Here is a 25,879-nt window from a genome sequence, read left to right as displayed (position 1 = left end):
GGAGCGGTCTCCAGATCTCGACGGCGTTGATCTTCATCGTCGGTCGTGCAGCGCCGCCGTGGCCTGAGTCGTCGTACTCATCTTTCCTGGTGCAGGTGGCGGCGAAGAGCCGGTGCCGCCGTCGTCGGCACCGCCATCACCGCACTGACGCTGATCCCCGCCATCGGCCCTCGCCCCGCCCGCGACCGGCACCGCCGCTTCACCGCACCCGGTTCGGCGGAGCCCCGGAGTGCGCCCGGCGCCCGCGCCGCACAGGCTTGAACTCGGCCAGGGCACGCACATGCCCATCCCCCTGACCAGCACCGCCCGAATCGCAATCACCGCCCCGGAGAGCACCTCATGCGCGCAACCCTCATGTACGGCGCCGGCGACGTCCGCGTCGAGGATGTCCCCGACTCCGTCATCGAACAGCCCACCGACGCGCTGGTCCGCGTCACCGCGTCCTGCGTCTGCGGCAGCGACCTGTGGCCGTACGCCTCGATGAAGCCCGAGGACGGGCCGGCCCGGATGGGCCACGAGTTCATCGGCATCGTCGAGGACACCGGTTCGGAGGTGACCACCGTCAAGCGCGGCGACCTGGTCGTCGCCCCGTTCGCCATCTCCGACAACACCTGCGAGTTCTGCCGCGAGGGCCTGCACACGTCCTGCGCCCACCCGCAGGCGGGCTTCTGGGACGGCGAGCCGGAAGAGGGCGGCCAGGCCGAAGCGGTCCGTGTCCCGCTCGCCGACGGCACCCTCGTCAAACTCCCCGTCGCGGCGGACTCCGCCCTCGTCCCGTCCCTCCTGACCCTGTCGGACGTCCTCGGCACCGGCTACCACGCCGCCGTGGCGGGCGGTGTCGACGAGCGCACCCGCGTCACCGTGATCGGTGACGGCGCGGTCGGCCTGCTGGCGGTCCTGTCGGCCAAGCGCCTGGGCGCCGAACAGATCATCCTCATGGGCCGTCACGAGGCGCGCACCGACCTAGGCCGCGCGTTCGGTGCCACCGATGTCGTCTCCGCCCGCGGCGAGGAAGGCGTCGAGGCGGTCCGCGAGCTGACCGGTGGGCACGGCACGCACGTGGTCCTCGAAGCCGTCGGCCACATGTCCGCCTACGAGCAGGCCCTCGGCGTCGTCCGCCCCGGCGGCGTGATCAGCCGCGTCGGCGTGCCCCAGTACGAGGAGGCGCCGATCGGCTTCGGCAGCCTGTTCCGCCACAACATCCGCCTGGTCGGCGGACCCGCACCGGCCCGCGCCTACATCGAGGAACTGATGCCCGACATCCTCGACGGGGTCATCGAGCCGGGGAAGGTCTTCGACGCCACCACCGACCTCGACGGAGTCCCGGCCGGCTACCAGGCCATGGCAGACCGCAAGAGCCTGAAGGTCCTCATCAAGCCCTGACCCGGAGCGCGGGACGCGGGGTGCGGCCGACTCGTACCCCACCAACCCGTGCCTGGCAGGCACGGCGACAGCTAAGGGACGTCCCGGCGGTCCCGGCGCGGGGCGAGCAGCCGCCGTATCCGTTCCCGCACCTCGAGCGGAACATCGGCGAGGCCGCCCAGCACCCGGGCGCGCACGGCGTCCTCCTCGTCGGGCGGCAGGTCGCCCGCACCGAGCAGCAGCTCCAGCACGTCGTGCGCGAGGGAGGTGGCAGGCCCGCCCGGCGAGGTGGTGAACGTCGTCACGGCCGGTCCGAGCCATGCGAAGACCGGGTCCATGGCATGGCGTACGACACCGTCGTTCGTGCTCCCGGACACGTCTGCCTTGTGCCGCAGCTCGTCCCAGTAGGTGCGGGACCAGCCGGGGCCGTCGTTGCCCCGAGGGAATCGGAAGAGCCAGTTCATGTCCATCGGTTCCGGCGCGTCCAGTGCGCCGTCCCTCAGCGCGATCTCCAGCTCCCTGCCCCCTTCGTTCCATGTGCGCCTGAGGGACAGGGACAGGGCGAAGTCGGTCCACTGCTCCTCGTCGAAAGCGGAACGCCACAGCAGCACATGACGGTGCCACGCGCCGGCGTGATCGCCCCAGGACGGGAACAGCTCGCCGGCGGTGACACGGCCCTTCAGCAGGAGGATCACCAGGACGAGGTTGGCTCCGTAGATGCCGTGACGGGCCGAGGTCCGCAGCCCGGGGGAGGCGGGGCTCCGCATGGGCCGGTAGGCGCGGTGCGGCTCGTGACCGCGCTGCCCGTGCTGCTGCAGCACGGCGATGAGGAGGCTCGCCAGCCGATCGCGCTCGGCGGCGGGAATCCGGCGCACCAACGACGCCGCGAACCGCAGCATCTGACGGGAGGACAGCGGCGCGTACGAGAGGAGGGTGTACGCGAGATCGTCGTCGACGCTGCTCTCGGCCATGGACAGGGACGGACGGTGGGTGAGGAGGCTGGTGAGCACGTGCAGCGTGAGACGTACGACCAGGTACTCGCCGAAGGTGGCGTGCAGGAACTCGTACGTGGCCAGGACCCGGCCGTCCCGCACGGACTGTGCGCGCTGGACGAAGAAGAAGCGGCCGAGTGCCACTTCGGCGGCGCCCAGCGGAGTGCGGAACCCGGAGGCCTCGGCAGACGCCCGGCCCAGCAACGCGGTGAGATCTTCGTCGAGTTCGGCGGCCGACACCCACTGGCGGCGGCGGTTGTGCAACGCGAAGGCGACCAAGGAGAGCCGCTGCAGTTCCCGTTCGGCCCGGGCACGCGCCTCGTCGTCCGGTACGGCGGCGGGGGCCGGGCCGGTCTTGTCGATCTCGCGGCGGGCGAACGAGGTGAGGAGTTCCTCGTACAACTCGGCCTCGTCGAGAGGGCTTTCGCTGTCACGGCGCAAGGCGTTGTCGGAGGCGTCGTACATCGCCAGCATCGTCAGCAGCAGCGGTTGCGCGGCGAGCGACCGGTGGCGTGCCACGGCCTCCCAGTCCAGTGGCCGCACCCCGCGCGCGGCGAAGCCGTCGGCGTTCGCCTCGTTCCACAGGGCGAGCCAGTGGCGGATCTGGTCCGGACGGAACGGTTCGAGACGCAGGGCGACCAGGCCCTCGGGGTAGCGGGCCCGGTCTGCCACGGCGATACGGCTGGTGACGAGGGCCCGGATGGGACGCCCCTGGTCCGCCTCGCGTTGCTGGAAGCGCGCGACGCGGTCGAGGAAGTCGCTGTGGTGGATTCCGGTGGTCTGCAGCAGCTCGTCGAAGCCGTCCAGCAGCAGGACGGGTACGGCACCTCCGGCCGAGCGCACCAGTTCCGGCCAGGACGTCCGCTCCCCGGTCGCGGCGCGCACCGCCTGCTCGATCTGCGTCTGGACGTCGTCCTCCGCATGTACGTCCCGCAGCGGCACGCGGACGGGCAGGAACCCGGCGGAGGGCAGCCGCGCGGCGAGGACGCGCGTCAGGACGGATTTTCCCGCCCCCGGCTGGCCCAGTACGAGGAGGGGCGCCACGGCCGATTCGGCGGAGGTGAGGGCTCCGGCGAGATAACCGGTGATGTCCCGGCGCACCGGGATCTCCTCCCACCAGGACTCGTTCGCAGGCCCGCTGGGACCCGCCACCTCACGCACCCGGAAGTCCGGGTCCAGGTACATCTCCCGCAAGGTCGGGACACGGATGCCCTCCGGCCCGGAAGAGGCGTCCAGGACGGAGCGGGTGAGCACGGCCTCGGCCGAGCGGACCAGAGACGCGGCGACGTCCACGGGCGGGCGCACGGTACGCGCGACGCCCGCCAGCAGTTCGGTCACTCCGGCGAGGGACCTGCGCACCTCCGCCCGCGTCGCCTGATGCTCGATCTGCGTCGTCCACAGCCCGAACTCCGGTGCCTCCTGGGCGAGCTGGGCGTACAGGGACGCGTACTGCTCGACGGCCTCCCGGGGCAGCTCGGTGCGGATCAGCCGCCGCGCCTCGTTCCGGGCCGCGTCGCCCTGAGCGTTCCATGCCAGCAGTCCTTCAGCGAAGTCGAGGAACCTCGCGGACAGGCCCTCGTACCAGCGTTCCAACTCCGCCATGACCGCCTCGACAGGCCGGTGGGGCGCGGGACTCGGCGCGTCCGTGGCGGCGAGCGAGCGGGCGAACGCGTCCCCGCGCTCCGCCACCGACGACGCGCCCGCAAGGGCGAGCTGTTCACGGCGCGTCAGCTCCAAGGCGTCCAGCCCGACGGGCAGATGCCGCTCATCCAGCGCCTGGAACCAGGCGACCACGACGATCACCGTGTGTGCTGCGTGCAGCAACTCGGTGCGCTGCGCACGGCTTTCCGCGTGTGCCAGGCGCCGTCCGACACCCAGTACGGCGCCCCGGCCCAGCGTCAGCACGCTGCCGCGGGCGTCGGCGATCCGCAGCAGCCCGTCGGCCACACCGCCGGTCGCGACGCTGAGCGCCCCGCCCAGCGCCCGGTCCAGGGCGGCGACGGCGGGCGGGTCGCACCCCAGCAGCGCCAACGCGTCCGAGAACGACAACAGCCTCCGTACTCCCACAACGCCCCCCACGGTCCGCGCATCGGTCGCGACGACGATCCTCCACCGCACTGTGGCACAGCGTGGGCCGCCGTACGGGGGTGAAGAACGAGTCGCCTGCACAGCGCGGCGGGGTCACAGGCGGATGACGATGAGGGCGATGTCGTCGGGCGCGCCGCTGGCGACGTCGAGGCGGGCGAGCAGCGCGTCGGCCAGCCGGTCGGGGTCGAGTGCGTTGTCCTGGGCCAGTGCTGTGGTCAGGCGCGCCAGGCCCGCGTCGATGTCCTCTTCGCGGCGTTCGATGAGGCCGTCCGTGTAGAGCACGAGGGTGTCCCCGGTGCCGTAGGTGAGGCCGGCCTGGGGGCGGGGGACATGGTGCAGGCGGGCGCCGAGCGGCGGATCGGTCGCCTGGTCGAGCAGTTCCCACGTCCCGTCGGAGTGGGCCAGGACGGGCGGCGGGTGCCCGGCGTTGCTGTAGATGATCAGCTTGCTGCGGGTGTCGATGAGCACCTTGACCGCGGTCGCGGCCGTCGCGCCGTCCACTGAGCGGGCGTACAGCCCGAGGACTTCCAAGGCCTGGGCGGGGCTGGGAATCGCGCGGATGACCGCGCTCAGGGCACTGCGAAGCATGCCCATGACGGCCGCGGCGTGCAGTCCGTGGCCGACGACGTCTCCGACCGCCGCAGCGTAGCGGTCGGGGGGCAGGTCGACGACGTCGTACCAGTCGCCGCACACGTTCAGCGAAGTCGTCGCCGGCAGGTAGCGCACGGCGATGTTGTCGTTGTGCTGGTTCAGGTCGGGGACGGAGAGCATGGCCTCCTGGAGGGTGACCGCGACCTGGCGTTCACGGGCGTGCGCCTGGCGCAGTTCCTGGTTCAGCCGGTGCAGCTCGCGGGTCCTCGCGTACAGCTCGGCCGCCATGCCGCTCTCCCGTTCGGTGAAGTCCGCGGTGAGCTGACGGGCCCGGCCGGAAAGGATGAAGGCGGTGACGTCCTCGGCCCGTTGGACGATCCACTTCACCTTGCCGTCGGGGCCGGGGATCGGCGTGTGGATGTCGGACCACCACCGCTCCTCGAACCCGCCCGGCTCCTGGAGATCGGCGATGTCGTACCGCTGCAGCACCAGCGTGTCCGCTCTCCCGGTGTTCAGAACCCGGTGCAGTGACGCCTTCACGTGCTGCTGCACGTCGTCAGGGGCGCCGGGACGTTCCGGCAGCGCGTCGAAGAAGTACTCGCCGATCAGCTGGTTCCTGGTCCGGCCAGTGGTGTACAGGTATGCCGGGTTGACATAGCGGATCACCAGGTCCGCGTCCAGCACCAGGTACGGGCTTGGTGTGGCGTCGAAGAACGCCGTGAAATCGATGTCCGCTGTCATACGCGCTCTCCAGGGCCTGTGAGCGCGAGCGCCTGCGCTTCTTCCAATCTACGGGCGATCCGGCGCTCGGGCTTACCGGGGGACCGGGGAAAAGAAACTCACTCAAGGGATGCACGCGAAAAGTGCGTGATAAGTACGCTCAATGCGCTGTAAATGTACGCTCGGTGATAGGTTGGCCTTAGGGAGGTCCGCCCATGTCCGAGTTGTTCGACGCGGTCGACGCGCTGCTCGCGTCCCGAGCCTCGCTGCCGCCACCCACCGAGCGCAGGCGGTTGCGCAAGGCTCACGGCCTGACCGTCGAGGAGGTCGCCGCCGCGTTGCAGGTGCGCCGGGCCACGGTCAGCGGCTGGGAGTCCGGCAAGACCGAGCCCCGGCCGCCGGAGCGGGACGCGTACGCGCGCCTCCTCGAAGGGCTCGCGAAGCTCTACCCCGCCCCGGTCGACAGCGAAGCCCCGGATGAGGACACGGCGGTGGCGGAGACGGTCACCGCCGACCCTGTGCCCCCTGCGTCGGCTGCCGACGTTTCTGCCGACGCTCCGGACCCGGTCGTCGTCGCGCCGCGCCCGCCCAGCTCTTCGAGGGCGTCTACGTCACGACGCCCGGGCACGGAGAAGGGGAAGGCGGCCCCCACCCGCACCCCGTCGGCCGGCACCGACCCGCGTTTCGAGAACGGTCCGCTCGCGGTCGTCGACGTCGGCGAGGACGGGCAGGCGCTGGCGTACTGCACCGGCGGCCTGGTCCTGGACGTGCCCGCCAAGAGCATCCCGGCTCTGGTGGACTGGACACTCACCGAGGCCAGGCTCGGGCAGCCGAGGCTGTCGGGCCCGGGCAAGGACGCCGACCCGCTGCTCGTGCTCACCGAGGCCGCGCTGGAACGCTACGGCCTGCCGGTCGCGCTCACGGACGAGGAGCGGCTCGCCGGGCGGATCCCGGAGGGCCACAAGGTCGTCAAGCAGTTGGCCCGCGCCGGCTGGAAGCTCACGAAGCGCGGCTTCGGGCCGTGGGCGCGGATCTACCGCCCGGCGCAGGGATCGGAGCGGGCCTGCGTCCAGCTGTGCATCCCGTCCTGGCACGCGCTCGACTCCCGCCACTGGGGCGACGCCGCCCATCTCCCACCGTCGGAACTCGCCCGACTCCTCTGCGTGTACGCGTCGCGCGTGACGACCCCGCGCGGCTCCACCGCCGTCACCGGCCTGGAGCTGATGACCGCGCTGCACCCGCCGACCCGCGCCTCCGAGCCCGACGCGAACGGCAAGCGGCACTCGGAGCACAATCCCGGCAGCCTGGGCAAGGACCCGGTGGACTGCGCCCCGTGCGAGGCACCGGACGGCCATCCGCTCCTGAAGGATCTGCCGCGCTTCCACGTCCGCGGCCCCGGGGAGAAGCTGTTCGAGGAGGCGTACGACTGGGCACGGCCGATGACCGACGCCGAGTGCACCCGGCGGCACCTGATCGGCATCGACGTGAACATGGCCTTCGCCGCCGGAGCCAACGGCCTGACCGTGGGTCTCGGCGCGCCGACGCACGTCAGGAATCCGGTGTTCGACGCGAAGCTGCCCGGCTCGTGGCTGGTCGACCTCTCCCACGTCGACCTCTCCCGGGTGAAGGTCGCCAAGGACAGATGGGCGAACCTGGACGCCGGCCTGCTGCCCAGCCCGTTCACGCCGACGGGCGAGCGCCCCGAGGGCCCGGCCTGGTACGCCACGCCCACGGTGGCCTACGCAGTGGAGCTCGGCTACGAGGTGCGCCCCATCGAGGCGTACGTCCGCTACGACAACGGCCGCTACCTGGACGGCTGGTACAACCGGCTGCGTGACGCCTTCCTCGCCACTATGGCCGACCTGGGCGTGCACCCGGACATGGCGCCTGCCGACTTCCTGGCGGCGATGGACGGCTACAAGGAGCGCGACCCGCAGCTGGCGATCGTCGTCTCCGCCATCAAGGCGACGGTCAAGGGCGGCCTGGGCAAGCTGCGCGAGCGCCCACGTGGTGAGGGCTGGCGGCCAGGGGAGCCGTGGCGAGCCCTGTCCCGGCCCACCTGGAGGCCGGACATCCGCGCGGCGGTCATCTCCCGCACACGGATCAACCTGCACCGCAAGATCGTCAAGCATGCGGCGTTCACGGGCGACTACCCTGTCGCGATCCTGTCCGACTGCGTCGTGTACGCGGCCGACGGCACCAGCCCGCTGGACTACCTGCCCTACCGGGACGGCAAGCCGCTGCCCGGCGGCTTCAAGCTCGGCATCAACCCGGGCCTGGTCAAGCACGAGGGCACCCAGACCGTCCTGTGGGGCGAAGAGGTCCGTGAGCGGTTCGACGCCCCGGAGCTCAACCTCGCCCGGTACATCAAGGACGGCACCGTCACAGACGCCGACAACGGGGAGTAGGGGAGAGGGCGATGAGCCTGTTCGGGGACGGCCTGGACGCCGCCGTGCAGAAGTCCTTCACCCGTCCGGCGCCCAAGAGCGCGGGCGCGCAGATGCGGTACCTGGTCAAGCAGCTCAAGGGCACCAAGGCGGTCGCCCAGATGCTGCGGATCTCCCAGCGCACCGTCGAGCGGTACGTCAAGGACCAGATCAAGAGGCCGCGCCCGGAACTCGCCGCCCGGATGGAACGCGAGGTGAAGAAGCGGTGGCAGCCCCAGGTCCGGGCCAGGGCCCGGCAGAAGGCCGCCACGACCGGCGGCATCGTCATCGACACCCGGGCCCGCATCGGCTACACCGCCCCGGTCGGCTCGACCGACGACGCCCGTATCCGGCACCTGACCGTCGCGCTGCCGCCGCAGTACGCCGCCCGTCTCTTCGACGCCCAGCAGGCGGGCGCCGACGACCGGCAGCTGCAGCAGATCGCGGCCGAAGGGCTCAAGGAGGTGTACTTCCAGGACGGCGGCCGCCGCGCAGGCCAGCTGGAGGAGGTCCGCTTCACCGACGTCGAACAGGTCGAGTTCGAGCTGTAGAAACGAGAAGGTCCGCCTGGGCGGCGGCGCCGGTGCAAGAGCCAGGCTCAGCACCAGGGGCTCCGCCCCGAGCATGGAACAGAGGCCCGCCCCGAGTCGCGCCGCGCTGTCCGCGGCACCGTCCGAGTCCCGTCCGGACCCAAAGAATCTGTGCAAGAGCGCCACACAGGCTGCACACAGCCTTTCGAAAGCGTGGTTAGCGTTGCTGGCTGCTCGATCCCGCGGGCGAATGCGACCAGGTCGTGGCCCGAACGGGCCGACGGCACAAGCAACTCAGGAAGACCACAGATGGACTACTGCTCCGCGTGCCGCCGCCATCTCAACGGCGCCTTGGTGTGTCCGGGGTGTGGCGCCTACGCCCCTGACATCGCTCCCCCCACTGTCGACAACCACGCCGCGCCGCCCTGGGACACCGACCCGGCGATCGCCGCCGGCGTACCCGGCATCCCGCATGCCACGCAGCCCGCGGCCCCCGACGCCGGGCACGACACCCCGAGGCACAGCGAAACGGAGCTCGACCCCGGCACGAGCGCGGCCTCGTCGGCGGACGCGGAGGGCGTACCACCCGTGCAGCAGGGGCGGGCGGCACGGCGTCGGCAGCTCGCGCGCTGGAAGAAGAACAAGCGCCGGGCCGCAGTCGCGACCGCGGTCGCCATCGTCGGCGGCGGACTGTCCGTCGTCGCGATGGACCGGCACACCACCGACCGGGCCCAGGCGGCCACAGCGCCGGACAACCACAGCATGGGCAAGGCGCAAGAGCAGGTGCCCCAGCCGACCGCGACGCCCCCGACATCGCGTACCGACGACCGGCCGTCGCGTGCCCCCGCCGAGGCCCAGGCACCCTCCGCCGACGCCGCGCGGCAGCAGCCGCACGCGGCTCCGGTGTCCGCCACACCGCCGATCGCCGGGCACACCTTCACCCCGCCGCCGAACGCCCAGCCGGCCGCCGCCGCGCCACCCCTTGCCGTCACTGCACGGGATCCGCAGCAGCAGACAACCGACCAGCCCCCCACGGCCCACGACGGCGGCGGCACCGCAGCCCAGCAGCCAGCCGCGCCGGCATCCCCCGGCGACACGGACGCGGGCGTGCCCGAGACCGCCCCGGCACCCGCCTCGACAGAACCCGCGCAAGTGTGCCTGCTCGTGCTCTGCCTTGGCTGACAGCGGCCTCAACACCCGGCCGGCCCAGCCCACGGGATCCCCAGCACAGGCCGGGCCGCGTTCCTCGTGGCCCCGCCTGCCGGGCCGAAGGCAGTGATCGCGATGATGATCGGCATGACTCCGATCACTGGCATGGACCTGACCGGCTTCACCGAGCGCGAGCCGGGGGTGTGGACCGACGAGCGGAACGTCCTGCTGTCGGTGCACTTCTTCCCGCTCGTCCCGGACCTGCCCGCCCGGCTCGACGAGCCCGATCGGCTACGCGCCGCTCTGGCACAGGGCGTGGCCGGGGCCGGCGGAGGTTTGATCGAGGCGCGGCTCGGTGTAGTTGACGGCGTCCCGGCCGTCCGGCAGCTGATCAAGGTACCCCGGCCGAACGGGCGGGGACAGGTGTTCCTCGGGTCCTGGACGGTGCCGAGGGCCGGGTGCAGCACGGTGGTGAAGGTACAGGCCGCCGAGGGCGCGATGACGGGCATGCGCGAGGCGATGGTGCTGGCGCAGGTGGGGCCGGCCGACTACTTCCGGCCGCATCCGTATGCGCCAGGGCTGAGCGGCGGGCTGCCGTACCACCTCGGCGACCACGAGCAGTGGGACGCGCGCTTCCCGGACCACCCGCTGACGCTGGTCCGCGCGGCGCTGTCCCGGATCACACCCACGGTCACCCTCGACGAGCGGTTCAAGGTGCTGCCGCCGTTCGACGGGCCGACGGCAGCTGCGGCGCCTCCCACCCGCTGACGTCCGCCGGGAGAGCCCGAAAAAAGATCGGGCGGCGATGTCAACGACGTACCGATGGACCAGTGGAGCCCGGATGCAGTACATGAACGACTTCGCGGCCCGGCTGGAGAAGACCGGCGAGGTCGTCGACGGCCAGGCGCTCGCCCCCGAGGGAGGGCGCGGGAAGTGACCTGATGTCAGCTGTATGCAGATCAGTGCGCCCATTGTCAGCGGGTGCTGGCAGCATCGCCGTTATGAACGTCATCCGTACCACCCCGCCGCGCCCGGTCGACGTCACTGCGGTCTTCCCTCAACTGGCTCCGCTGGCACGCACGGCAACCCGGTTGCATCCCTACCCCGGGGCTCCGTCGCCGCAGGACAGTTCGGTCGGTGGGCCGCTCTTGTGGCCTGCCGACGAGCCGTGGCCCCACTGCGACGGCCCTCATGAAGCGGACGGGCTGAACCCGGCGATGTCTCCGGCGGATCTGCGGGTGGAGCGGCGGTTGCGTGCCGCCACGCGAGGCAGGAGCCTGACCCCGCAGGAGCGAGAGACCCTTGACCGGATCCGTCCCCCGCGGGAGCGTCCGCTGAAGCCGGCGGTCGCCCAGCCGTACGAGGGCATAGCGATGCTGCCGGTCGCGCAGCTGTACGTCCGCGATGTGCCCGATCTGCACGCACCGGCGGGGACGGACCTGCTTCAGGTTCTGTGGTGCCCCTTCGATCACCCGATCATGCCCAGGACCGCGCTGTTCTGGCGGTCGGCAGCCACGGTGACCGACATTCTCACCACGCCCCCGGAACCGCCCGCGGTGCAGTTCGACGGCTACCTGCCCGAGCCGTGCCTGCTCAACCCGGAGCGGATCACCGAGTACCCCAACCCCATGGAGTTGAGCGATGAGGTGCGAGAGCCGCTGGGGGATCGGAGCACGTGGCAGGCTGCCGACGTGAGCGTGGACAGCTACTACGCGCCCCACCCGGAGAGTTTCTACCGGGACAACCTGTCCGTCGCACCCGGCTGGAAGGTCGGCGGCCGGGCTTCCTGGGGCCCCACCGATCCCAACCCCCAGTTCTGCCTGGCCTGCGAGACGAAGATGGACCCGCTGCTGACCATCGCCACCTTCGAATGGGACGACGGCAACCGCAGTTGGGTCCCTGACGAAAGTCAAGCCCGCACCAGGGCGTCCTCCTCCACGCATACTCGCCCGGAGGACCAAGCCGTGATCGATTTCTTCCGAGCCAAAGGCATCGAGGTGCACACCCGTGGCCGTGTCCCCATCGAAGCCCGCGCCACTCAGCCCGTCACCGACCCTGTCCCGAGACAACCGACCGCGGTCCAAATCGGCAGCGGATACATACAGCAGCTCTACGTCTGCCCGACCTCGCCGGAGCATCCCCACGCCGAGCTGATGCAGTAGCCGGGCAGACGGCAACTGGGCTGAGTACTCGTCACAGAACGGTCAGGTCGGACAACAAGGCCTGGGTCACCCGCGCTGGCCCCGGGCCCGGTCCGTGTGCTGACCGGGCTCCTCGACTCGGCGCAGGCGCGGGCCGTGGCGGGCGCCGTGTTCGAGCTGGCAACGCACCGCCCCGTTCTGATCCTTGGTAGTACTGGGCCGTCTCCGTGACGACCCCGATGGGATAGTCGCGGCGGATGCCCAGCGGGCGCCGGATGTCTTCTCCGTGCACGATCGTCTCGCCCAGCATGGCGATCGCAGGCAAGGGAGGGTTAGTCGTGCTCGGGACGACGCGCCGGAAACGTTCAAGGGTCTCGCCCGGGGTCGCGCCTAGCTGCTCGGCCGGCCGCATGGCCACCGGCCTGTCGAAATCGAACCGGCAGCGGATCACACCCGCCAGCCACCTGACGGTGTCGAGGCCCGCGCCCGCGCTCAGGTGCGCCAGCACCTCACGCACCGTCAAACCCGGAGCACAGCGACGGCGTCGACCACCGCTCGTCCGTCAGACCTGCAAGATCGGCCGCAACACCGCTCGCTCGGTGCGGATCAAGGGCCAGATCCCGGTCTCGCGAATGCGGTCCGCCGTCAGTGCCGGATCAGCAGTCACGCCCCACGTAATCTCTTGCCATGCCAGCCTCCCGCCTGCACCGCGTCGCCGTCCTCGTGCTGGAGGGTGCGAAGCCGCTCGATGTCGGCATTCCCGCGCAGGTGTTCACGACCCGCGCGAGCATGCCGTACGAGGTGCGGGTCTGCGGGGCGACGCCCGGCCTCGTGACCGGCGGCGACGGTCTCGCGTACCACGTCGCTCACGGCCTCGACGCCCTTGAGTGGGCCGACATCGTCTTCGTCCCCGGCTACCGGTTCCCGGACCGCGAAGACCCGCCGCAGGCCGTCGTCGACGCACTGATCACCGCCCACGACCGGGGCGCGCGGCTCGCCGCCATCTCGACGGGCGCCTTCGCGCTCGCCGCCACAGGCCTGCTCGACGGCAGGCGCGCCACGACGCACTGGCACTACACGCGGGCGCTCATGGCCAAACATCCACGTGTCCAGGTCGACGAGAACGTGCTGTTCGTCGACGAAGGCAGCGTACTCACCTCGGCCGGCGCCGCCTCCGGCATCGACCTGTGCCTGCACATCCTGCGCGGCGACCTCGGAGTGGCCGCTTCCAACCACGCGGCCCGGCGCCTGGTCGCCGCGCCCTACCGCAGCGGCGGTCAGGCCCAGTACGTGCCGCGCAGCGTCCCCGAGCCGCTCGGCGAGCGGTTCACCGCCACCCGCGAGTGGGCGCTGCACCGGCTCGACGAGCCCCTCACCCTCGACATCCTGGCGCGGCAGGCCGGGGTCTCGCCGCGCACATTCTCCCGGCGCTTCGTCGAGGAGACCGGCTACACGCCGATGCAGTGGGTGATGCGCGCCCGCATCGATCTGGCCCGCGAACTGCTCGAGCGCTCGCAGCGCAGCGTCGAACAGATCGCCGCCGACGTCGGACTCGGCACCGGCGCGAACCTGCGCCTGCATTTCCAGCGCATCCTCGGCACCACACCGAGCGAGTACCGGCGCACCTTCACCCGGGGCGAGTAACCCGCCCGGCACCGCGTGGCGAGATCCTTTTGAACCGTGGCGATCCCGCCACTGTCAGCGGCACGAGCCGCGGGCGAGCCTGGTGGCGAAGGGAAGGGACATCACTCATGACTCGCATCGCCATCAACGGATTCGGCCGCATCGGACGCAATGTGCTGCGCGCACTGCTGGAGCGCGACAGCGCTCTGGAGATCGTCGCCGTCAACGACCTGACGGAGCCCGCCACTCTCGCCCGGCTGCTCGCCTACGACAGCACGGCCGGCCGGCTCGGGCGTCCGGTGACCGTCGACGGGGACGCCCTCGTGGTCGACGGCCGTCGGATCAGGGTGCTGGCAGAGCGGGAACCGGCGCAGCTGCCGTGGGCCGCGCTCGGCGTCGACATCGTCCTGGAAGCCACGGGCCGCTTCACCTCGGCCAAGGCCGCCCGCGCCCACCTCGACGCGGGCGCGAAGAAGGTCCTCGTCAGCGCGCCGTCGGACGGCGCCGACGTCACGCTCGCGTTCGGGGTCAACACCGATGCCTACGACCCGGACCTGCACACGATCGTCTCGAACGCCTCCTGCACCACCAACGCGCTCGCGCCGCTGGCCGCGGTCCTCGACGAACTCGCCGGCATCGAGCACGGGTTCATGACGACGGTGCACGCCTACACGCAGGAGCAGAACCTGCAGGACGGTCCGCACCGCGACGCCCGCCGCGCCCGGGCCGCCGGCGTCAACATCGTGCCGACCACGACCGGCGCCGCCAAGGCGATCGGCCTGGTGCTGCCGAACCTCGACGGCAAGCTGTCGGGCGACTCGATCCGCGTACCGATCCCGGTTGGCTCGATCGTCGAACTCAACACGACCGTCGGCCGCGACGTGACGCGCGACGACGTGCTGGCGGCGTACCGCACCGCGGCGGAAGGGCCGCTCTCCGGCATCCTCGAGTACTCGGAGGACCCGCTCGTGTCGTCCGACATCGTGGGCAATCCCGCCTCGTCGATCTTCGACTCGGCCCTCACCCGCGTCGACGGCCGCCACGTCAAGGTGGTCGCGTGGTACGACAACGAGTGGGGCTTCTCGAACCGCGTGATCGACACGCTCGAGTTCCTCGCCGCCCGCTGACCGGACGCCGGGGCGGTCCCCCCCCGCCTTCCGGCGGCCCTGCCGGCCGGCCCCTGCTGTGACCGAGCGCTCTGGTCGACCAGCCGGCCCAGCCAGAGCGCTCAGTCACAGCAACGACCCGCACACAGCGGCAGTCACACCGGCAGCTCCGGCACCCCCGCCCGGTCGAGCAGGGCCCGCATCTGTGCCACGGGCAGCGAAGGGTTGGCCGCAGCCGCCTGGCCCACCTCCGGGTCGTCGAGCAGGTCGATCAGTCTGGGAACCGGCAGCCTGGGATCGTGGGCCGCAGCCCCGCGCACGCTTGCGTCCGCGTCCCGGCTGAGCCGCTCGACCAGGGTCGGCGAAGCGTCCGGATCGCGCAGGGCGAGGGCGCGCTCCCTCGGATCCTCCGCGTCGGCGCAGCGCGCCGCCAGCCCGGCCGACGGGAACCCGGGCCGGGTGACGAGCATGCCGACGGCACGGTGTCTGCCGTGCAGGTACAGGTCGTACAGCAGCTCCGGTGGCGCCTTCGGATGCCACTCGGCCAGCAGCAGTCGTACGGCGAAGTCCTCGTCGTCGGTCAAGAGCCGCACGCAGTCCTCGGGCAGTTCCTCACAGAGCGCGGCGGAGCGCCGCAGCCAGGTGTGCGCCGAGTGCGCGCAGCGGCGCAGCACGGCCTCGTCGCCGCGCGAGCGCCACACCCACTTCAGGACGTCGAGCCGGTCCTCGGGCGTCACCGTCCAGTCGATCGCGGCGCGTTGCTCCTCCGTCAGCTCGGGTCGGGCGGAGACCGCGAGCCGCACCTGCGGATCCTCGTGGCCGGCCAGCCGGGCCGCGAGGTCCGCGGGGAACGTCGGGTTGAGCGCGAGGCGGGCCAGGTGCCTTCCGTCGGCCATCAGGCGTTCGGCCAGCTCCCGGGTGAGCAGGCCGGTTTCCAGCACGTCCCCGAGCTGCCACTGGTCCGTGAGCGTCTCGACGAGCCAGGCGGTGCGCTCGGCGTCCTCGTGCGCGACGTGCAGCGCCGTGGTCTGGCGGATCCGGCGGTCCGGGTCGTCGAGGAGCGCGGCGCGCACGTCGTCGGGGAGTTCGGACCACACGCGGCGGCACGCGGCCAGCCGGAACACCGGGTCCTCGTGCGTGGCCAGCGGCACCAGGACGTGGACCGGGACGTGGGCGGACATGACCGTCTCGTGCCGGACCAGCGGCCGCTCGTGGCTCAGCAGCCGCTCGTACGCATGATCCGGCAGGGGAGCGACCGTCGCACGGTAGGGGAGCGGACCGCAGGCGACCAGGATGGCGTCCGAGTCCGGGCCGTCCAGGAGCCTGGCCCGCAGCTCCGGGTCGGCGTGCCAGCTCTCGGCCAGCGCGGAGCGCACCCGGCGGTCGGGGTGGGTGACCAGCGCGTCACCGACCTCGGCCGGCAGTGACCTGCGCCAGACGAGGCGGGTGACGATGTCCCAGTCGTGCTCGGACGGCACGATACGGAGAAGAACGTCGGCGGGCGCGGACGGGTTGGCGGCCAGCCCCGGCACCGCGTCACGTGCGGTCATGCAATCCCCCTGAGATGAAGACGCCGGCCCGCGCCGGAAGCGGCGTGGGCCCAGCCAAATGATCCATGCCGCCCCGCGCCCGCCGCCGACCGGGCCGTGGCCGCGTCGTCCGCCTCGGGGAGGACGGCACCGCTCCGTCGCCGCCGCGGGTATGGCGGCGGACCGGCGAGGAATCAGACGGCGGTAGCCGTGTGGACCACCTCGCCGTCGACCACGACCGTCTCCGCCACTGTTCCCGGTATGTCCCGAGGATCGCACCGCAGGATGTCGCGGGAGAGTACGACGAAGTCGGCGAGCTTGCCCACGGTCAGCGAACCGAGGTCGTCCTGGAGGAAGTTGGCGTACGCGGAACCCATCGTGTAGCCGTGCACGGCGGTCTCGATGTCCACCGTCTCCTCCGGACGCCACGGCTCGCCGTCGCGTCCCCCGTCGAGCGGGCGACGGGTGACCGCCGTGTAGAGGCCCACCATGGGGTCCATCTCCGCGACGTTCCAGTCGCTGGAGAAGGCCAGGACCGCGCCGGCGTCGCGCAGGCTGCGCATCGGCCACGCCTTGTGCCAGCGGTCCGCGCCGACGTTCTCCGCCCAGTCCTGCCCGGGACCGGCGATCTCCGGCGCGCAGTGGCGCGGCTGCATGCAGGCCACCACCCCCAGCTCGGCGAAGCGCGGCACGTCCGCCGGGTCCAGGCACTCCACGTGCACCACCTGGTGGCGGGCGTCGCGCGGGCCGTTGACCGTGCGGGCGTGCGCGACCGCGTCGAGGACCGTACGGATGCCCCGGTCGCCGGTGGCGTGCACGAAGCACTGGAAGCCGCGCGCGTCGAGCCGGGCCAGGAGCTCGGCGAACTCCTCCGGCGGGTAGAACGTCTCGCCCCGGTGCGACCCGCAGCCCGCGTACGGTTCGAGGAGAGCGGCGGTACGCGGCTCGACCACGTCGTCGATGTACAGCTTCAGCGGTCCCACGCGCAGCCGGTCGTCGTCGAAGCGGCGCGCCGCCGCCGCGAACGCGTCCAGGTCGGCGTCGCTGGTGCCGCGCGGGTGGAAGAGGGCGGCGACGAGGCGGCTGCGCAGCCGTCCCTCGGCGCGGGCCCGCTCGAAGAGGGCGAGGTCGTCGAGGGAGTTCTGCGGTTCGACGACGGTGGTGATGCCGAACCGGATGGCGTCGTCGAGGCTCTTGGCCAGACGCCCGTACTGCCGCGCGGGCGAGGCCCACGGCACTCCCAGCTCGCGCAGCGCCCGGTGGCCGTCCCGCGACAGGCCCTTGACGGCGAAGTTCCTTACGAAACCGGTGGGTTCGCCCGTGACGGGGTCGGTCTCGGCGTCGCCGAAGGGCAGCTCCGTACGGTGGCGGTCGACGCCCAGCCTGCGCAGGGCCGCCGTGTTGAGCCACGCGGTGTGCACGTCGTAGCTGAGGACGAAGGCGGGGCGCTCGCCGGTGACCGGATCGAGGTCACGGGCGTGCGGCATGCGCCCGCCGGGGACGGCCGAGTAGTCGAACGCCTCCGCCTCGATCCACTCGGCGTCCGGGTGGGCCTCGGCCCAGGCACGGATGCGCGCGTGGATCCCGTCGAGCGTGGGGACGCCCGCGAGCTGGACGCAGGCGTCGTCGGAGCCGAGGCGTACGTGGTTGTGCGCGTCGACGAAGCCGGGCAGGACGAGGCGTCCGGCGGCGTCGATCACGCGGGTGCCGGGCCCGGTCCAGGCGGCGGCGTCCGCGTCGGCGCCGAGCCAGACGATCCGCCCGTCGCGTACGGCGAGCGCCTCGGCGTGCGGCAGGCGCGGGTCGACGGTGTGGACGCGGGCGCCGCGCAGGACCAGGTCGGCGGGGGTGGGTGACATGCGGTGGTGCTCCTGAGAGGTGTCAGTGGGCGGAGGTGGCAGGGCTGGGGGCGCAGGTGCGGCGGCTCAGCGCCCAGTACGCGAGGCCCGCGACGACCGAGCCGAGCACGGTGAGGTCGGCGCCGCCGAGCGGGGCGACGAGCGGGCCCGTCCAGAGCTCCGAGTCGCAGGTGAGCAGGGCGAAGACGAGCCCGGTGAGCAGCGCCGCCGTACCGGCCGGGCTGAAGCCCGCGCGGTACCAGTAGGCGCCGGCCCGCCCGGCGTGCAGGGCGTGGGCGTCGTAGCGGCAGCGGCGCAGCAGCATGTCGGCGAGGAACACGCCGCTCCACGGCGCGAACACGATGATCAGCAGCGACAGGAAGGACAGCAGGGAGGAGGTGAAGTCGGTGAGGAAGAGCGCGGCGAGCGAGCCGACGGCCGTGACGGTCGCGCTGATGACGATGGTCCTGGCGCGGCTCCAGGGAATGCCGAGCACCTGGAGGTTCAGGCTGGAGGAGTAGAGCGTGATGATCGAGTTGGTGACCGAACCGCCGAGCACCAGGGCGAGGAAGGCTGGCTGGAACCAGCCGGGCAGCAGGGATTGCGCACCGGCGACCGCGTCGGTCATGTCCGTCCGTGTCGCGGCGGCCACGCCGCCGACACCGAGCGCCACGGAGGAGATGAAACCGCCGAGCGCCCCGCTCCAGATGATGGCGCGCAGCGAGGTGTCCTTGGGGAGGTAGCGCGTGTAGTCGGCGGGCATCGGCAGGTACGAGAAGGGGCCGGAGAGCGCGACGACCAGCGCCCAGCTCCACGCGGACACACCGGCGACACCGGCGGCGCCCGCCGCGGTCGTGCCGCCGAAGTCGGCCTGGGGGACGGTGAAGACGAGGAACGCGCCGAAGCCGGCGGCCAGGCCGTAGGCGAGCCACTGCTCGGCCGCCTGCACCGTGGCGTGGCCCCACATCGCCACCACGAAGGTGAGGGCGAGGGTGACCAGGAGGGCGAGGGCACGTCCGGTGTCGCCGGGCGCGCGCCAGCCGGCGTCGGCGAAGAACGCCTCCAGGGCGAGGGTGCCCACCACGGTGTTGACGATCGTGTAGCCGATGCTGACGATCCAGTTGAGGACTCCGGTCGGGAGATTGCCCCGGTGACCGAAGGCGGCGCGCGAGATGACGAGCGTCGCGGTGCCGGTGCGGATGCCGCTCAGGCCCGCGGCGCTGACGACGAAGAAGGCCAGGCCGCCGATGACCACGACGGCCGTCGCCTGCCAGAAGGAGAGGCCGAACGCGACGGCGAGCGCGCCGTTGATGACGTACGTGAAGGTCAGGTTGGAGCCGAACCAGAGCCAGAAGAGGTCCTTGGGGCTGCCGTGCCGGTCCTCGTCGGGGATGGTGTCGATGCCATGGGTCTCGACGCGGAAGACCTCGTCGCTGGCCACACCGGTGCCGTGCCCCATGCGGACCCCTCTCGATAGTTTGAATGCCGTTCTAGAAGTTAGAACGGCATTCAAGATGTGACATGCGGCCGCGCCCGTCAAGACCCGGAACCGGATCCGCGGGATAGGGTCGCGGCAGGGCACGACAGGGACACGACGATTCGGCGGCCGACGATCGGGTGGCCGATGATTCGGCGGCCGACGATCGGGTGGCCGATGATTCGGCGGCCGACTGGAGGAATGGCGCGTGGCGGGAACGGCGCGGCGGCGGGACGGGCGCATCGCGCAGGAGCGGATGCTCGAAGAGGCCATGACGGTCATCGCCGAGAACGGCCTGGCCTCGCTCACCATGGCGTCCCTCGCCGAGCGCCTGGGCACCAGCGGCGGCCACATCCTGTACTACTTCGGCAGCAAGGACCGGCTCCTGCTGGAGGCGCTGCGGTGGAGCGAGAGTGAGCTCGGCGAGGAGCGGCGGGCCCTGCTCACCCGTCGTACGACCGCCGAGCGCAAACTGGACCTCTTCCTCGGGATGTACCTCCCACGCGGACCGCGCGACCCGCGCTGGACGCTGTGGATCGAGCTCTGGGCCCGTACGACGGGGGAGGGCCCGCTGCGGGACGCGCAGGAGGAGATGGACCGCGGTTGGCTAAGGGACCTGGAGTCGCTGCTCGCCAAGGGGGTCAGCCAGGGGCGCTTCGGGATCACACAGGAGCAGATCGCGGAGCGGGCCGACCTGTTGCTCGCGCTTCTCGACGGGCTCAGCACCCGCGTCGTGCTGAGCCAGCGCGGCACCGACCGCGCGGCGGCGCTGGCCGCGGCGCGCGCCGCGGCCGACCGCCTGATCGTCACGGGTGACGGCACGGGCGATGGCACGGGCGATGGCATGGGCGGCGCGGGGCAGTCGTCCTGACGTCGTTTCGCTCCGCGTCTCCTGCGGAGCCAACGACGAACCCCCGCGCGGCAGTTGAGTGAGCCGGCGCCATGGTGCCTGCAGATCCGCCCTGCCTCCTCCGCGGCCGACGCGTTTCGACGCGACGCATGTGAGACGGCAGGGCAACCATTGGGCGGTGTCAGGAGTCTTCTCGACGATCACACCGTGATCACAGTGACGAGGAGACCATCATCACCGCCATACGCAAGACCCTGACCGCCACCGCCGTAGTCGGCGCCGTCCTGGCGGGTTCCGCCGCCTGCGGCACCGTGGAGCAGCTCTCCGCCGGGAAGAAGCTCGACCAGGCCTTCGAGAAGCTCGGCCAGGAGAAGACGCTCTCCTTCGAGCTCGACCTGGACACCGACGCCCAGAGCCTGAGGGCGCTCGACGCCTCCTCGGACCCCGAGCCCGGCGAGGAGATGCCCGACGAGGCAGCCGACCTGCTCAGCGGCGCGAAGATCAGTGTCACCGTGCAGTCGAAGAAGCCGATCGACGAGTCCGGCGAGAAGGACTACGTCGGTATGACCATGAAGGTCAGCACCGAGGACGGCGACCTCATCGAGTACCGGGTGATCGGCGACTACACCTACATCCGCACCGACACGGACTCCGTCGGCAAGGCACTGGGTGCCCCCGTGCCGTCGGCACAGGACCTGCCCCCGGAGGCGGACGGGCTCAGGAAGGTGCTGGAGGGTGAGTGGGTGAAGATCGACACCGAGAAGATGGAGGAGACCACCGCCGAACTGGAGGCGGAGCCCGGCGCGGAGCCTTCGCCGGAACCCACCCTGGACGCCAAGACGCAGAAGCGGGTGCTTGAGGCGCTGCGCAAGACCATCGCCCGCGAGGTCGACTTCAAGACCGCCGACGACAAGGACGGCTCCGAGCACATCACCGCCACCGCTCCGTTCCGTACGCTGATCACGGAGTTCGTCGGCGAGATCCGCCCGCTTGTCAAGGACCTGCCGCCGGGCATGGAACTGCCCACGGACAAGGACCTCGCGGACGCCCCGAACACCAAGGTCACAGCCGACTTCACGCTCAAGAACGGCGAGCTGACCGAGGTGTACGTCGACCTCGCCAAGCTGGCCGAGAACGCCGAGGTGAAGAAGCTGGGCCTGGTGATGCGGATCAGCGAGGGCCGGACACCCACGGCCCCGGCCGACGCCACCGAGCTGGACATCGACGAGATCCTGGGCGGGTTCGGCGGCGCGATGATGGAAGAGGACTTCAGCGAGGACATGGCGTAGGCACGCTCGAAGGGGACGCTGAGGGGCGAGCCGCGTCGGAGCGAGCCGCGTCGGCCGAAGTCGCCCGAGTGGGGCCGGCCACGCACTCGCTCCTCAGCTGTCGTGCCCAGGCGCTGATGCGCTCCCCGATCCCGACGGGTCGCCTCCCGCCCCCGTTCCCGGGCGGTCCCGTCGGGAATCCGTGCGGATGATGCCCATGAGAGACCGCGACCGGACGGTCACTGCTCGGCCGACGCTGCCGGCCGCGACAAAGCGGGCGCCACGCTGAAGAGCGCGTGCACGGAGGCGCGGACCTGGTCCGCGACCACCTCGGGTCTGGAGCTGTCCAGCTTGCCGTCGAGGTGCAGGAATGCCAGGCCGTGGACGAGGGCCCACACGGTGGTCGCCAGCGCGCCCGCGTCGTCCGCGCCCGGGAAGGCGTCGCGGACGATGCCCTGCACGTACTCGGTGATCACGGCGGTCGCGGCGACGCGTTCCGCGCTGGTCGGGTCGCAGGGCTCCGCGAACATCGCCCGGAACAGGGCAGGGTGATCGATCGCGAACTGCACGTAGACGACCGCGACCGCGGCCAGATCATCCGCGGTCGAGGGCGCGGGGTGGGCCGCTGCCAGGTGCGTGGCGAGCTCGCGGTACCCCTCTGCGGCGACCGCCGAGACAAGTGATTCGCGGTCCGCGTAATGACGGTAGGGGGCGGTCGGCGACACACCGGCCCGGCGGGCGACCGCGCGCAGTGATAGCCCTGCGCTGCCGTCCTCCTCCAGCAGTTCCCGCGCGGCCCGCAAGCACGCGGCGCGCAGGTCGCCGTGATGATACGTACCGCTCTGCGACATGAGTCACATCCCCTTATGTTTACAGCGCTTACATCGCGGCCCTAATGTGAGTGGTGCATACATCGTAAGTGATCGACCAGGGAAGAAGGAACCGGGATGACCAGCGAGTTGTTCTCGCCACTGCGCCTGAGCTCCGGGCAGGTGCTCAGCAACCGGATCGCCAAGGCCGCCATGGAGGAGAACATGGCCGGCGACGGCCAGCTCCCCGACGAACAGCTCGTCACGCTGTACCGGCGCTGGGCCCGCGGCGGCACCGGACTGCTGATCACCGGCAACGTGATGGTGCATGCCGAGGCGCTGACCGGCCCTGCCGGAGTCGTGCTCGACGAGCACGCGCCCCTGAAGCCGTTCACCGAGTGGGCGAAGGCCGGCAAGTCCGGCGGCGGGTCGATCTGGATGCAGGTCAACCACCCCGGCCGTCAGGTGGCGTCCGACATGCCCGGCGTTGTGTGGGGCCCGACCGACATCGGCGTCGACCTCGGCAAACACAGCAGCCGCTTCGGCCGCCCGACGGCCATGACCGCGCGGCAGATCGAGGACACCGTGACCCGGTTCGCCGTCACGGCCCACCGCGCGGAGAAGGCCGGGTTCGACGGCGTCGAGATCCACGCGGCGCACGGCTACCTTCTGTCGCAGTTCCTCTCCCCGTTGGTCAACAAGCGCACCGACCAGTGGGGCGGTTCACTGGAGAACCGGGCCCGGATGCTCCTGGACGTCGTGCGGGCGGTCCGCGCCGCCGTCTCGCCGTCCTTCGCGGTCGCGGTGAAGCTGAACTCGGCCGACTTCCAGCGCGGCGGCTTCGACGCCGACGACGCGCGCCAGGTGATCGCGATGCTCGAACCGCTCGGCGTCGACCTGGTCGAACTGTCCGGCGGCAGCTACGAGAGCCCCGCGATGACCGGCCGCCCCGCCGACGAGCGCACCCGGGCCCGCGAGGCCTACTTCCTGGACCTCGCGAAGGACCTGGTGCGGACGAGCCCCCTTCCGCTGATGCTGACCGGGGGCATCACCCAGCGCGTCACCGCCGAGCGGGTTCTCGACAGCGGGGTGGCGGTCGTCGGCATGGGCACCGCCCTCGCGGTCACCCCCGACCTCCCCGACCGCTGGAGGAAAAACCGTGAGGCCGACCGCCAGATGGAGCCGGTGACCTGGTCGGACAAGGCCCTCGCCTCCGCTGCCGACATGGCGAAGGTCCGCCACCAGATGCGCCGCCTCGCCCGTGGCCGCAAGCCCAAGCCCGGCACTCACCCGGCGATCGCCCTGATCTCCGAGCAGCGGAAGCAGCGAAAGGCCCTGCGCAGCTACCGGGCCTGGCTGTCCAAGACGCAGAGCACCGCGGGTCGTTGACCCCGCCTTCGAGGCGATGTCCTCGGATGTGCCCGGTGTGCCCAGCTCGGTTGGGGACACCGGGCACATCCGTATGTGGCTCCGGGTCACCGCCGTACATGGCTTCGGGGCACCGCCGTACACGGCTTCGGGGCACCGTCGGGGGTGGCGAAGGGGGGGCTCGCGGTACGACTTGCCCTGCCGCCTGCCCACCGATGCCGTACGCGACCCCGCCGAACTCACGCCGAACTCCCGCCGCCGGACCCGCACCGGCCCAAGCGTGTGCCCGGCCACCGCATGGCGGCGTGCGAGACGAAGAGGGCGAGCTCGTCGTGTCGACGAGCCGCCCTCATGCGGTGGTGTGGCCCGATCGGGGCCACGGCCGATCGCGGTCGCTGTTCAGCGCATGCCGACTGCCTTCATGGCTTTCAGCGCGCCGGTCAGGAGCGCGGCCCAGGTCTCCGGGGAGACGCGGGCCGGCGGGGTGAACCCCTGGACGCGTTGGTGGGCGACGGTCTGGGGCTCGGTGTACTTGAGGATGCCGTCGGCGCCGTGACGGCGGCCGAGTCCGGAGTCGCCCATGCCGCCCATCGGCGCGTCGATGCTTCCCCACGCGGCGGCGTAGGCCTCGTTGACGTTGACGGTGCCGGCGTGCACACGGGCGGCGACGGCGCGGCCCCGGGCCCCGTTCCTGGTCCAGACGCTGGCGTTGAGGCCGTACGGCGTGGAATTGGCCCGCGTGACCGCTTCGTCGACGTCACGGTAGGAGTAGACGGCGACGACGGGGCCGAAGGTCTCGTGGTCGTGCAGCGTCATCTCGGGGGTGACGTCGGTGAGGATGGTCGGTTCGTAGAACAGGGGCCCCAGGTCTGGGCGTGCCTTGCCTCCGGCGAGGACGGTGGCGCCTTTGCCGACGGCGTCGCCGACGTGTTCGGTGACGGTCTTCAGCTGGGACGGGGTGGTGAGGCTGCCGACGTCGACGCTGTAGTCGTACGCGGCGCCTATCTTGAGCTTCTCGGTGCGTGCGACGAACGCGGCGACGAACTCGTCACGGACGGACTCGGCAACGTACAGGCGCTCGATGGAGACGCACAGCTGTCCGGCGGAGGGGAAGCAGGCGGCGACGGCGCCGTCGGCGGCCTTCTCGATGTCGGCGTCGTCGAGGACGATCATGGCGTTCTTGCCGCCGAGTTCGAGAGACGCGCCGATGAGGCGGCGGCCGGCGTCACTCGCGATCTGCCGTCCGGTGGCGGTGGATCCGGTGAACATCATGTAGTCGGCGTTGTCCATCAGCGCGCCGCCGATGGAACTGCCCCTGCCGATCACCATCTGCCACACACCGGCCGGCAGACCGGCCTCGTGCATCAGGTCGAGCGACCACAGCGCGGTCAGAGCGGTCTGGGTGTCGGGCTTCTGCACCACTGCGTTGCCGGCCATCAGCGCCGCTATGGCATCGCCGGCGGCCATGCTCAACGGGTAGTTCCACGGGGAGACGACGGCGACGACGCCCTTGGGGTGGCGCAGTTCCGTGGTGTGGGTGAGGACTGGGATGGCGCCGCGACGCCGCTTGGGGTTGAGGTACTTGGCGGCGTTGCGGGCGTAGTGGCGGGAGGTGATCGCGATGTCGACCACTTCGAGGTGCGCGTCGCGGCGGGTCTTGCCGTTCTCGGCCTGCATCAGATCGAGCGCCTCGTCCTGACGGGCCAGGACGAGGTCGTGGTAGCGCAGCAGGATCCGCTTGCGCTCGTCGAGCGGCGTGGCCGCCCAGGCCTTCTGCGCCGTACGGGCGCGGGCGAAGGCCTCCTCGACGTCCAGAGGCGTCGAGACCGGCAGGTCGGCGAGCGGGGCACCGGTGTATGGGGCGTTGGTGGTGACCCGCGCGGCGTTCGGCGCGGCCGAGACCCGAGCGGCCAGCCGCTCGAGCGCGGCGGGAGCGATGGACGCGGGCAGGCTCGGCCCGCGGGCAGCGGTGGGGCGGGTGGCGTGGTCGGTGGCCATGACTGGGGACCCTC

The 25,879-nt window shown here is 71.5% G+C and carries 18 protein-coding genes and 2 pseudogenes; 12 read left to right on the top strand and 8 right to left on the bottom strand.

Annotation, left to right across the window (positions count from 1 at the left end):
- Window positions 1-339 precede the first annotated feature (339 nt).
- A complete protein-coding gene (locus tag ACSU6L_RS00415; RefSeq protein ID WP_437052338.1) occupies window positions 340-1,383 on the top strand; it encodes a zinc-dependent alcohol dehydrogenase family protein in 1,044 nt (347 codons plus the stop codon).
- A gap of 71 nt (window positions 1,384-1,454) precedes the next feature.
- Here ACSU6L_RS00415 and ACSU6L_RS00410 read toward each other — a convergent pair whose 3' ends face one another.
- Window positions 1,455-4,403, bottom strand: a complete 2,949-nt coding sequence (locus ACSU6L_RS00410; protein ID WP_437052336.1) for an NACHT domain-containing protein — start codon at window positions 4,401-4,403, stop codon at window positions 1,455-1,457.
- 132 nt (window positions 4,404-4,535) lie between these two features.
- Complete coding sequence (locus ACSU6L_RS00405; protein ID WP_437052334.1) at window positions 4,536-5,774, bottom strand: PP2C family protein-serine/threonine phosphatase; 1,239 nt, start codon at window positions 5,772-5,774, stop codon at window positions 4,536-4,538.
- A 194-nt stretch (window positions 5,775-5,968) separates the two neighbouring features.
- Between ACSU6L_RS00405 and tap the strand changes: the two genes are divergently transcribed.
- The 6 genes and pseudogenes from tap to ACSU6L_RS00375 all read left to right on the top strand — a co-directional run bounded on the left by tap (window position 5,969) and on the right by ACSU6L_RS00375 (window position 12,020).
- The gene (gene tap, locus ACSU6L_RS00400; protein ID WP_437052332.1) at window positions 5,969-8,161 is read left to right on the top strand and encodes a telomere-associated protein Tap; all 2,193 of its coding nucleotides are present in this window, start codon (window positions 5,969-5,971) and stop codon (window positions 8,159-8,161) included.
- An 11-nt stretch (window positions 8,162-8,172) separates the two neighbouring features.
- On the top strand, window positions 8,173-8,730 hold the full coding sequence (tpg, locus tag ACSU6L_RS00395; RefSeq protein ID WP_437052330.1) for a telomere-protecting terminal protein Tpg: 558 nt from the start codon (window positions 8,173-8,175) through the stop codon (window positions 8,728-8,730).
- Between the two features lie 288 nt (window positions 8,731-9,018).
- The gene (locus tag ACSU6L_RS00390) at window positions 9,019-9,891 is read left to right on the top strand and encodes an SCO2400 family protein (protein ID WP_437052328.1); all 873 of its coding nucleotides are present in this window, start codon (window positions 9,019-9,021) and stop codon (window positions 9,889-9,891) included.
- 114 nt (window positions 9,892-10,005) lie between these two features.
- The gene (locus ACSU6L_RS00385; RefSeq protein WP_437052326.1) at window positions 10,006-10,626 is read left to right on the top strand and encodes a hypothetical protein; all 621 of its coding nucleotides are present in this window, start codon (window positions 10,006-10,008) and stop codon (window positions 10,624-10,626) included.
- Between the two features lie 39 nt (window positions 10,627-10,665).
- A pseudogene (locus ACSU6L_RS00380) lies at window positions 10,666-10,780 on the top strand (YciI family protein); the annotation flags it as partial.
- A 451-nt stretch (window positions 10,781-11,231) separates the two neighbouring features.
- A complete protein-coding gene (locus ACSU6L_RS00375) occupies window positions 11,232-12,020 on the top strand; it encodes a hypothetical protein (protein ID WP_437052324.1) in 789 nt (262 codons plus the stop codon).
- A gap of 52 nt (window positions 12,021-12,072) precedes the next feature.
- Here ACSU6L_RS00375 and ACSU6L_RS00370 read toward each other — a convergent pair.
- Window positions 12,073-12,666, bottom strand: a pseudogene (locus ACSU6L_RS00370) (maleylpyruvate isomerase family mycothiol-dependent enzyme); the annotation flags it as partial.
- Window positions 12,667-12,686: 20 nt separating this feature from the next.
- Between ACSU6L_RS00370 and ACSU6L_RS00365 the strand changes: the two are divergent.
- Window positions 12,687-13,643 carry a GlxA family transcriptional regulator gene (locus ACSU6L_RS00365; RefSeq protein ID WP_437052322.1) on the top strand — a complete coding sequence of 319 codons (957 nt, stop codon included), beginning with the start codon at window positions 12,687-12,689 and terminating at the stop codon, window positions 13,641-13,643.
- Window positions 13,644-13,750: 107 nt separating this feature from the next.
- Window positions 13,751-14,749 (top strand): type I glyceraldehyde-3-phosphate dehydrogenase, encoded by a 999-nt coding sequence (gap, locus tag ACSU6L_RS00360; RefSeq protein ID WP_437052320.1) that lies wholly within the window; start codon window positions 13,751-13,753, stop codon window positions 14,747-14,749.
- Between the two features lie 134 nt (window positions 14,750-14,883).
- On the opposite strand, the gene ACSU6L_RS00355 is transcribed toward gap, so the two are convergent.
- The 3 genes from ACSU6L_RS00355 to ACSU6L_RS00345 form a co-directional block, all read right to left on the bottom strand.
- Complete coding sequence (locus ACSU6L_RS00355; protein WP_437052318.1) at window positions 14,884-16,278, bottom strand: hypothetical protein; 1,395 nt, start codon at window positions 16,276-16,278, stop codon at window positions 14,884-14,886.
- 173 nt (window positions 16,279-16,451) lie between these two features.
- Complete coding sequence (locus tag ACSU6L_RS00350; RefSeq protein ID WP_437052316.1) at window positions 16,452-18,116, bottom strand: amidohydrolase; 1,665 nt, start codon at window positions 18,114-18,116, stop codon at window positions 16,452-16,454.
- 22 nt (window positions 18,117-18,138) lie between these two features.
- Window positions 18,139-19,554, bottom strand: coding sequence for a purine-cytosine permease family protein (locus ACSU6L_RS00345; RefSeq protein WP_437052314.1), 1,416 nt, complete (start codon window positions 19,552-19,554; stop codon window positions 18,139-18,141).
- Between the two features lie 226 nt (window positions 19,555-19,780).
- Here ACSU6L_RS00345 and ACSU6L_RS00340 point away from each other — a divergent pair, with 226 nt between their 5' ends.
- Window positions 19,781-20,443, top strand: a complete 663-nt coding sequence (locus tag ACSU6L_RS00340; protein WP_437052312.1) for a TetR/AcrR family transcriptional regulator — start codon at window positions 19,781-19,783, stop codon at window positions 20,441-20,443.
- 290 nt (window positions 20,444-20,733) lie between these two features.
- Window positions 20,734-21,711, top strand: a complete 978-nt coding sequence (locus tag ACSU6L_RS00335) for a hypothetical protein (RefSeq protein WP_437052310.1) — start codon at window positions 20,734-20,736, stop codon at window positions 21,709-21,711.
- A 218-nt stretch (window positions 21,712-21,929) separates the two neighbouring features.
- Here the strand turns inward: ACSU6L_RS00335 and ACSU6L_RS00330 are convergent, their stop codons facing one another.
- The gene (locus ACSU6L_RS00330; protein ID WP_437052308.1) at window positions 21,930-22,541 is read right to left on the bottom strand and encodes a TetR/AcrR family transcriptional regulator; all 612 of its coding nucleotides are present in this window, start codon (window positions 22,539-22,541) and stop codon (window positions 21,930-21,932) included.
- Between the two features lie 96 nt (window positions 22,542-22,637).
- Here ACSU6L_RS00330 and ACSU6L_RS00325 point away from each other — a divergent pair, with 96 nt between their 5' ends.
- Window positions 22,638-23,888, top strand: coding sequence for an NADH:flavin oxidoreductase/NADH oxidase family protein (locus ACSU6L_RS00325; RefSeq protein ID WP_437052306.1), 1,251 nt, complete (start codon window positions 22,638-22,640; stop codon window positions 23,886-23,888).
- Window positions 23,889-24,266: 378 nt separating this feature from the next.
- Here the strand turns inward: ACSU6L_RS00325 and ACSU6L_RS00320 are convergent, their stop codons facing one another.
- Window positions 24,267-25,865: a succinic semialdehyde dehydrogenase gene (locus ACSU6L_RS00320; RefSeq protein WP_437052304.1), complete on the bottom strand. Its 1,599-nt coding sequence runs from the start codon at window positions 25,863-25,865 to the stop codon at window positions 24,267-24,269.
- Between the last annotated feature and the right edge of the window lie 14 nt (window positions 25,866-25,879).

This window comes from Streptomyces sp. enrichment culture (genome assembly GCF_964272855.1).
Classification (GTDB): domain Bacteria; phylum Actinomycetota; class Actinomycetes; order Streptomycetales; family Streptomycetaceae; genus Streptomyces.
This window is presented reverse-complemented; position numbering and strand designations above follow the sequence as displayed.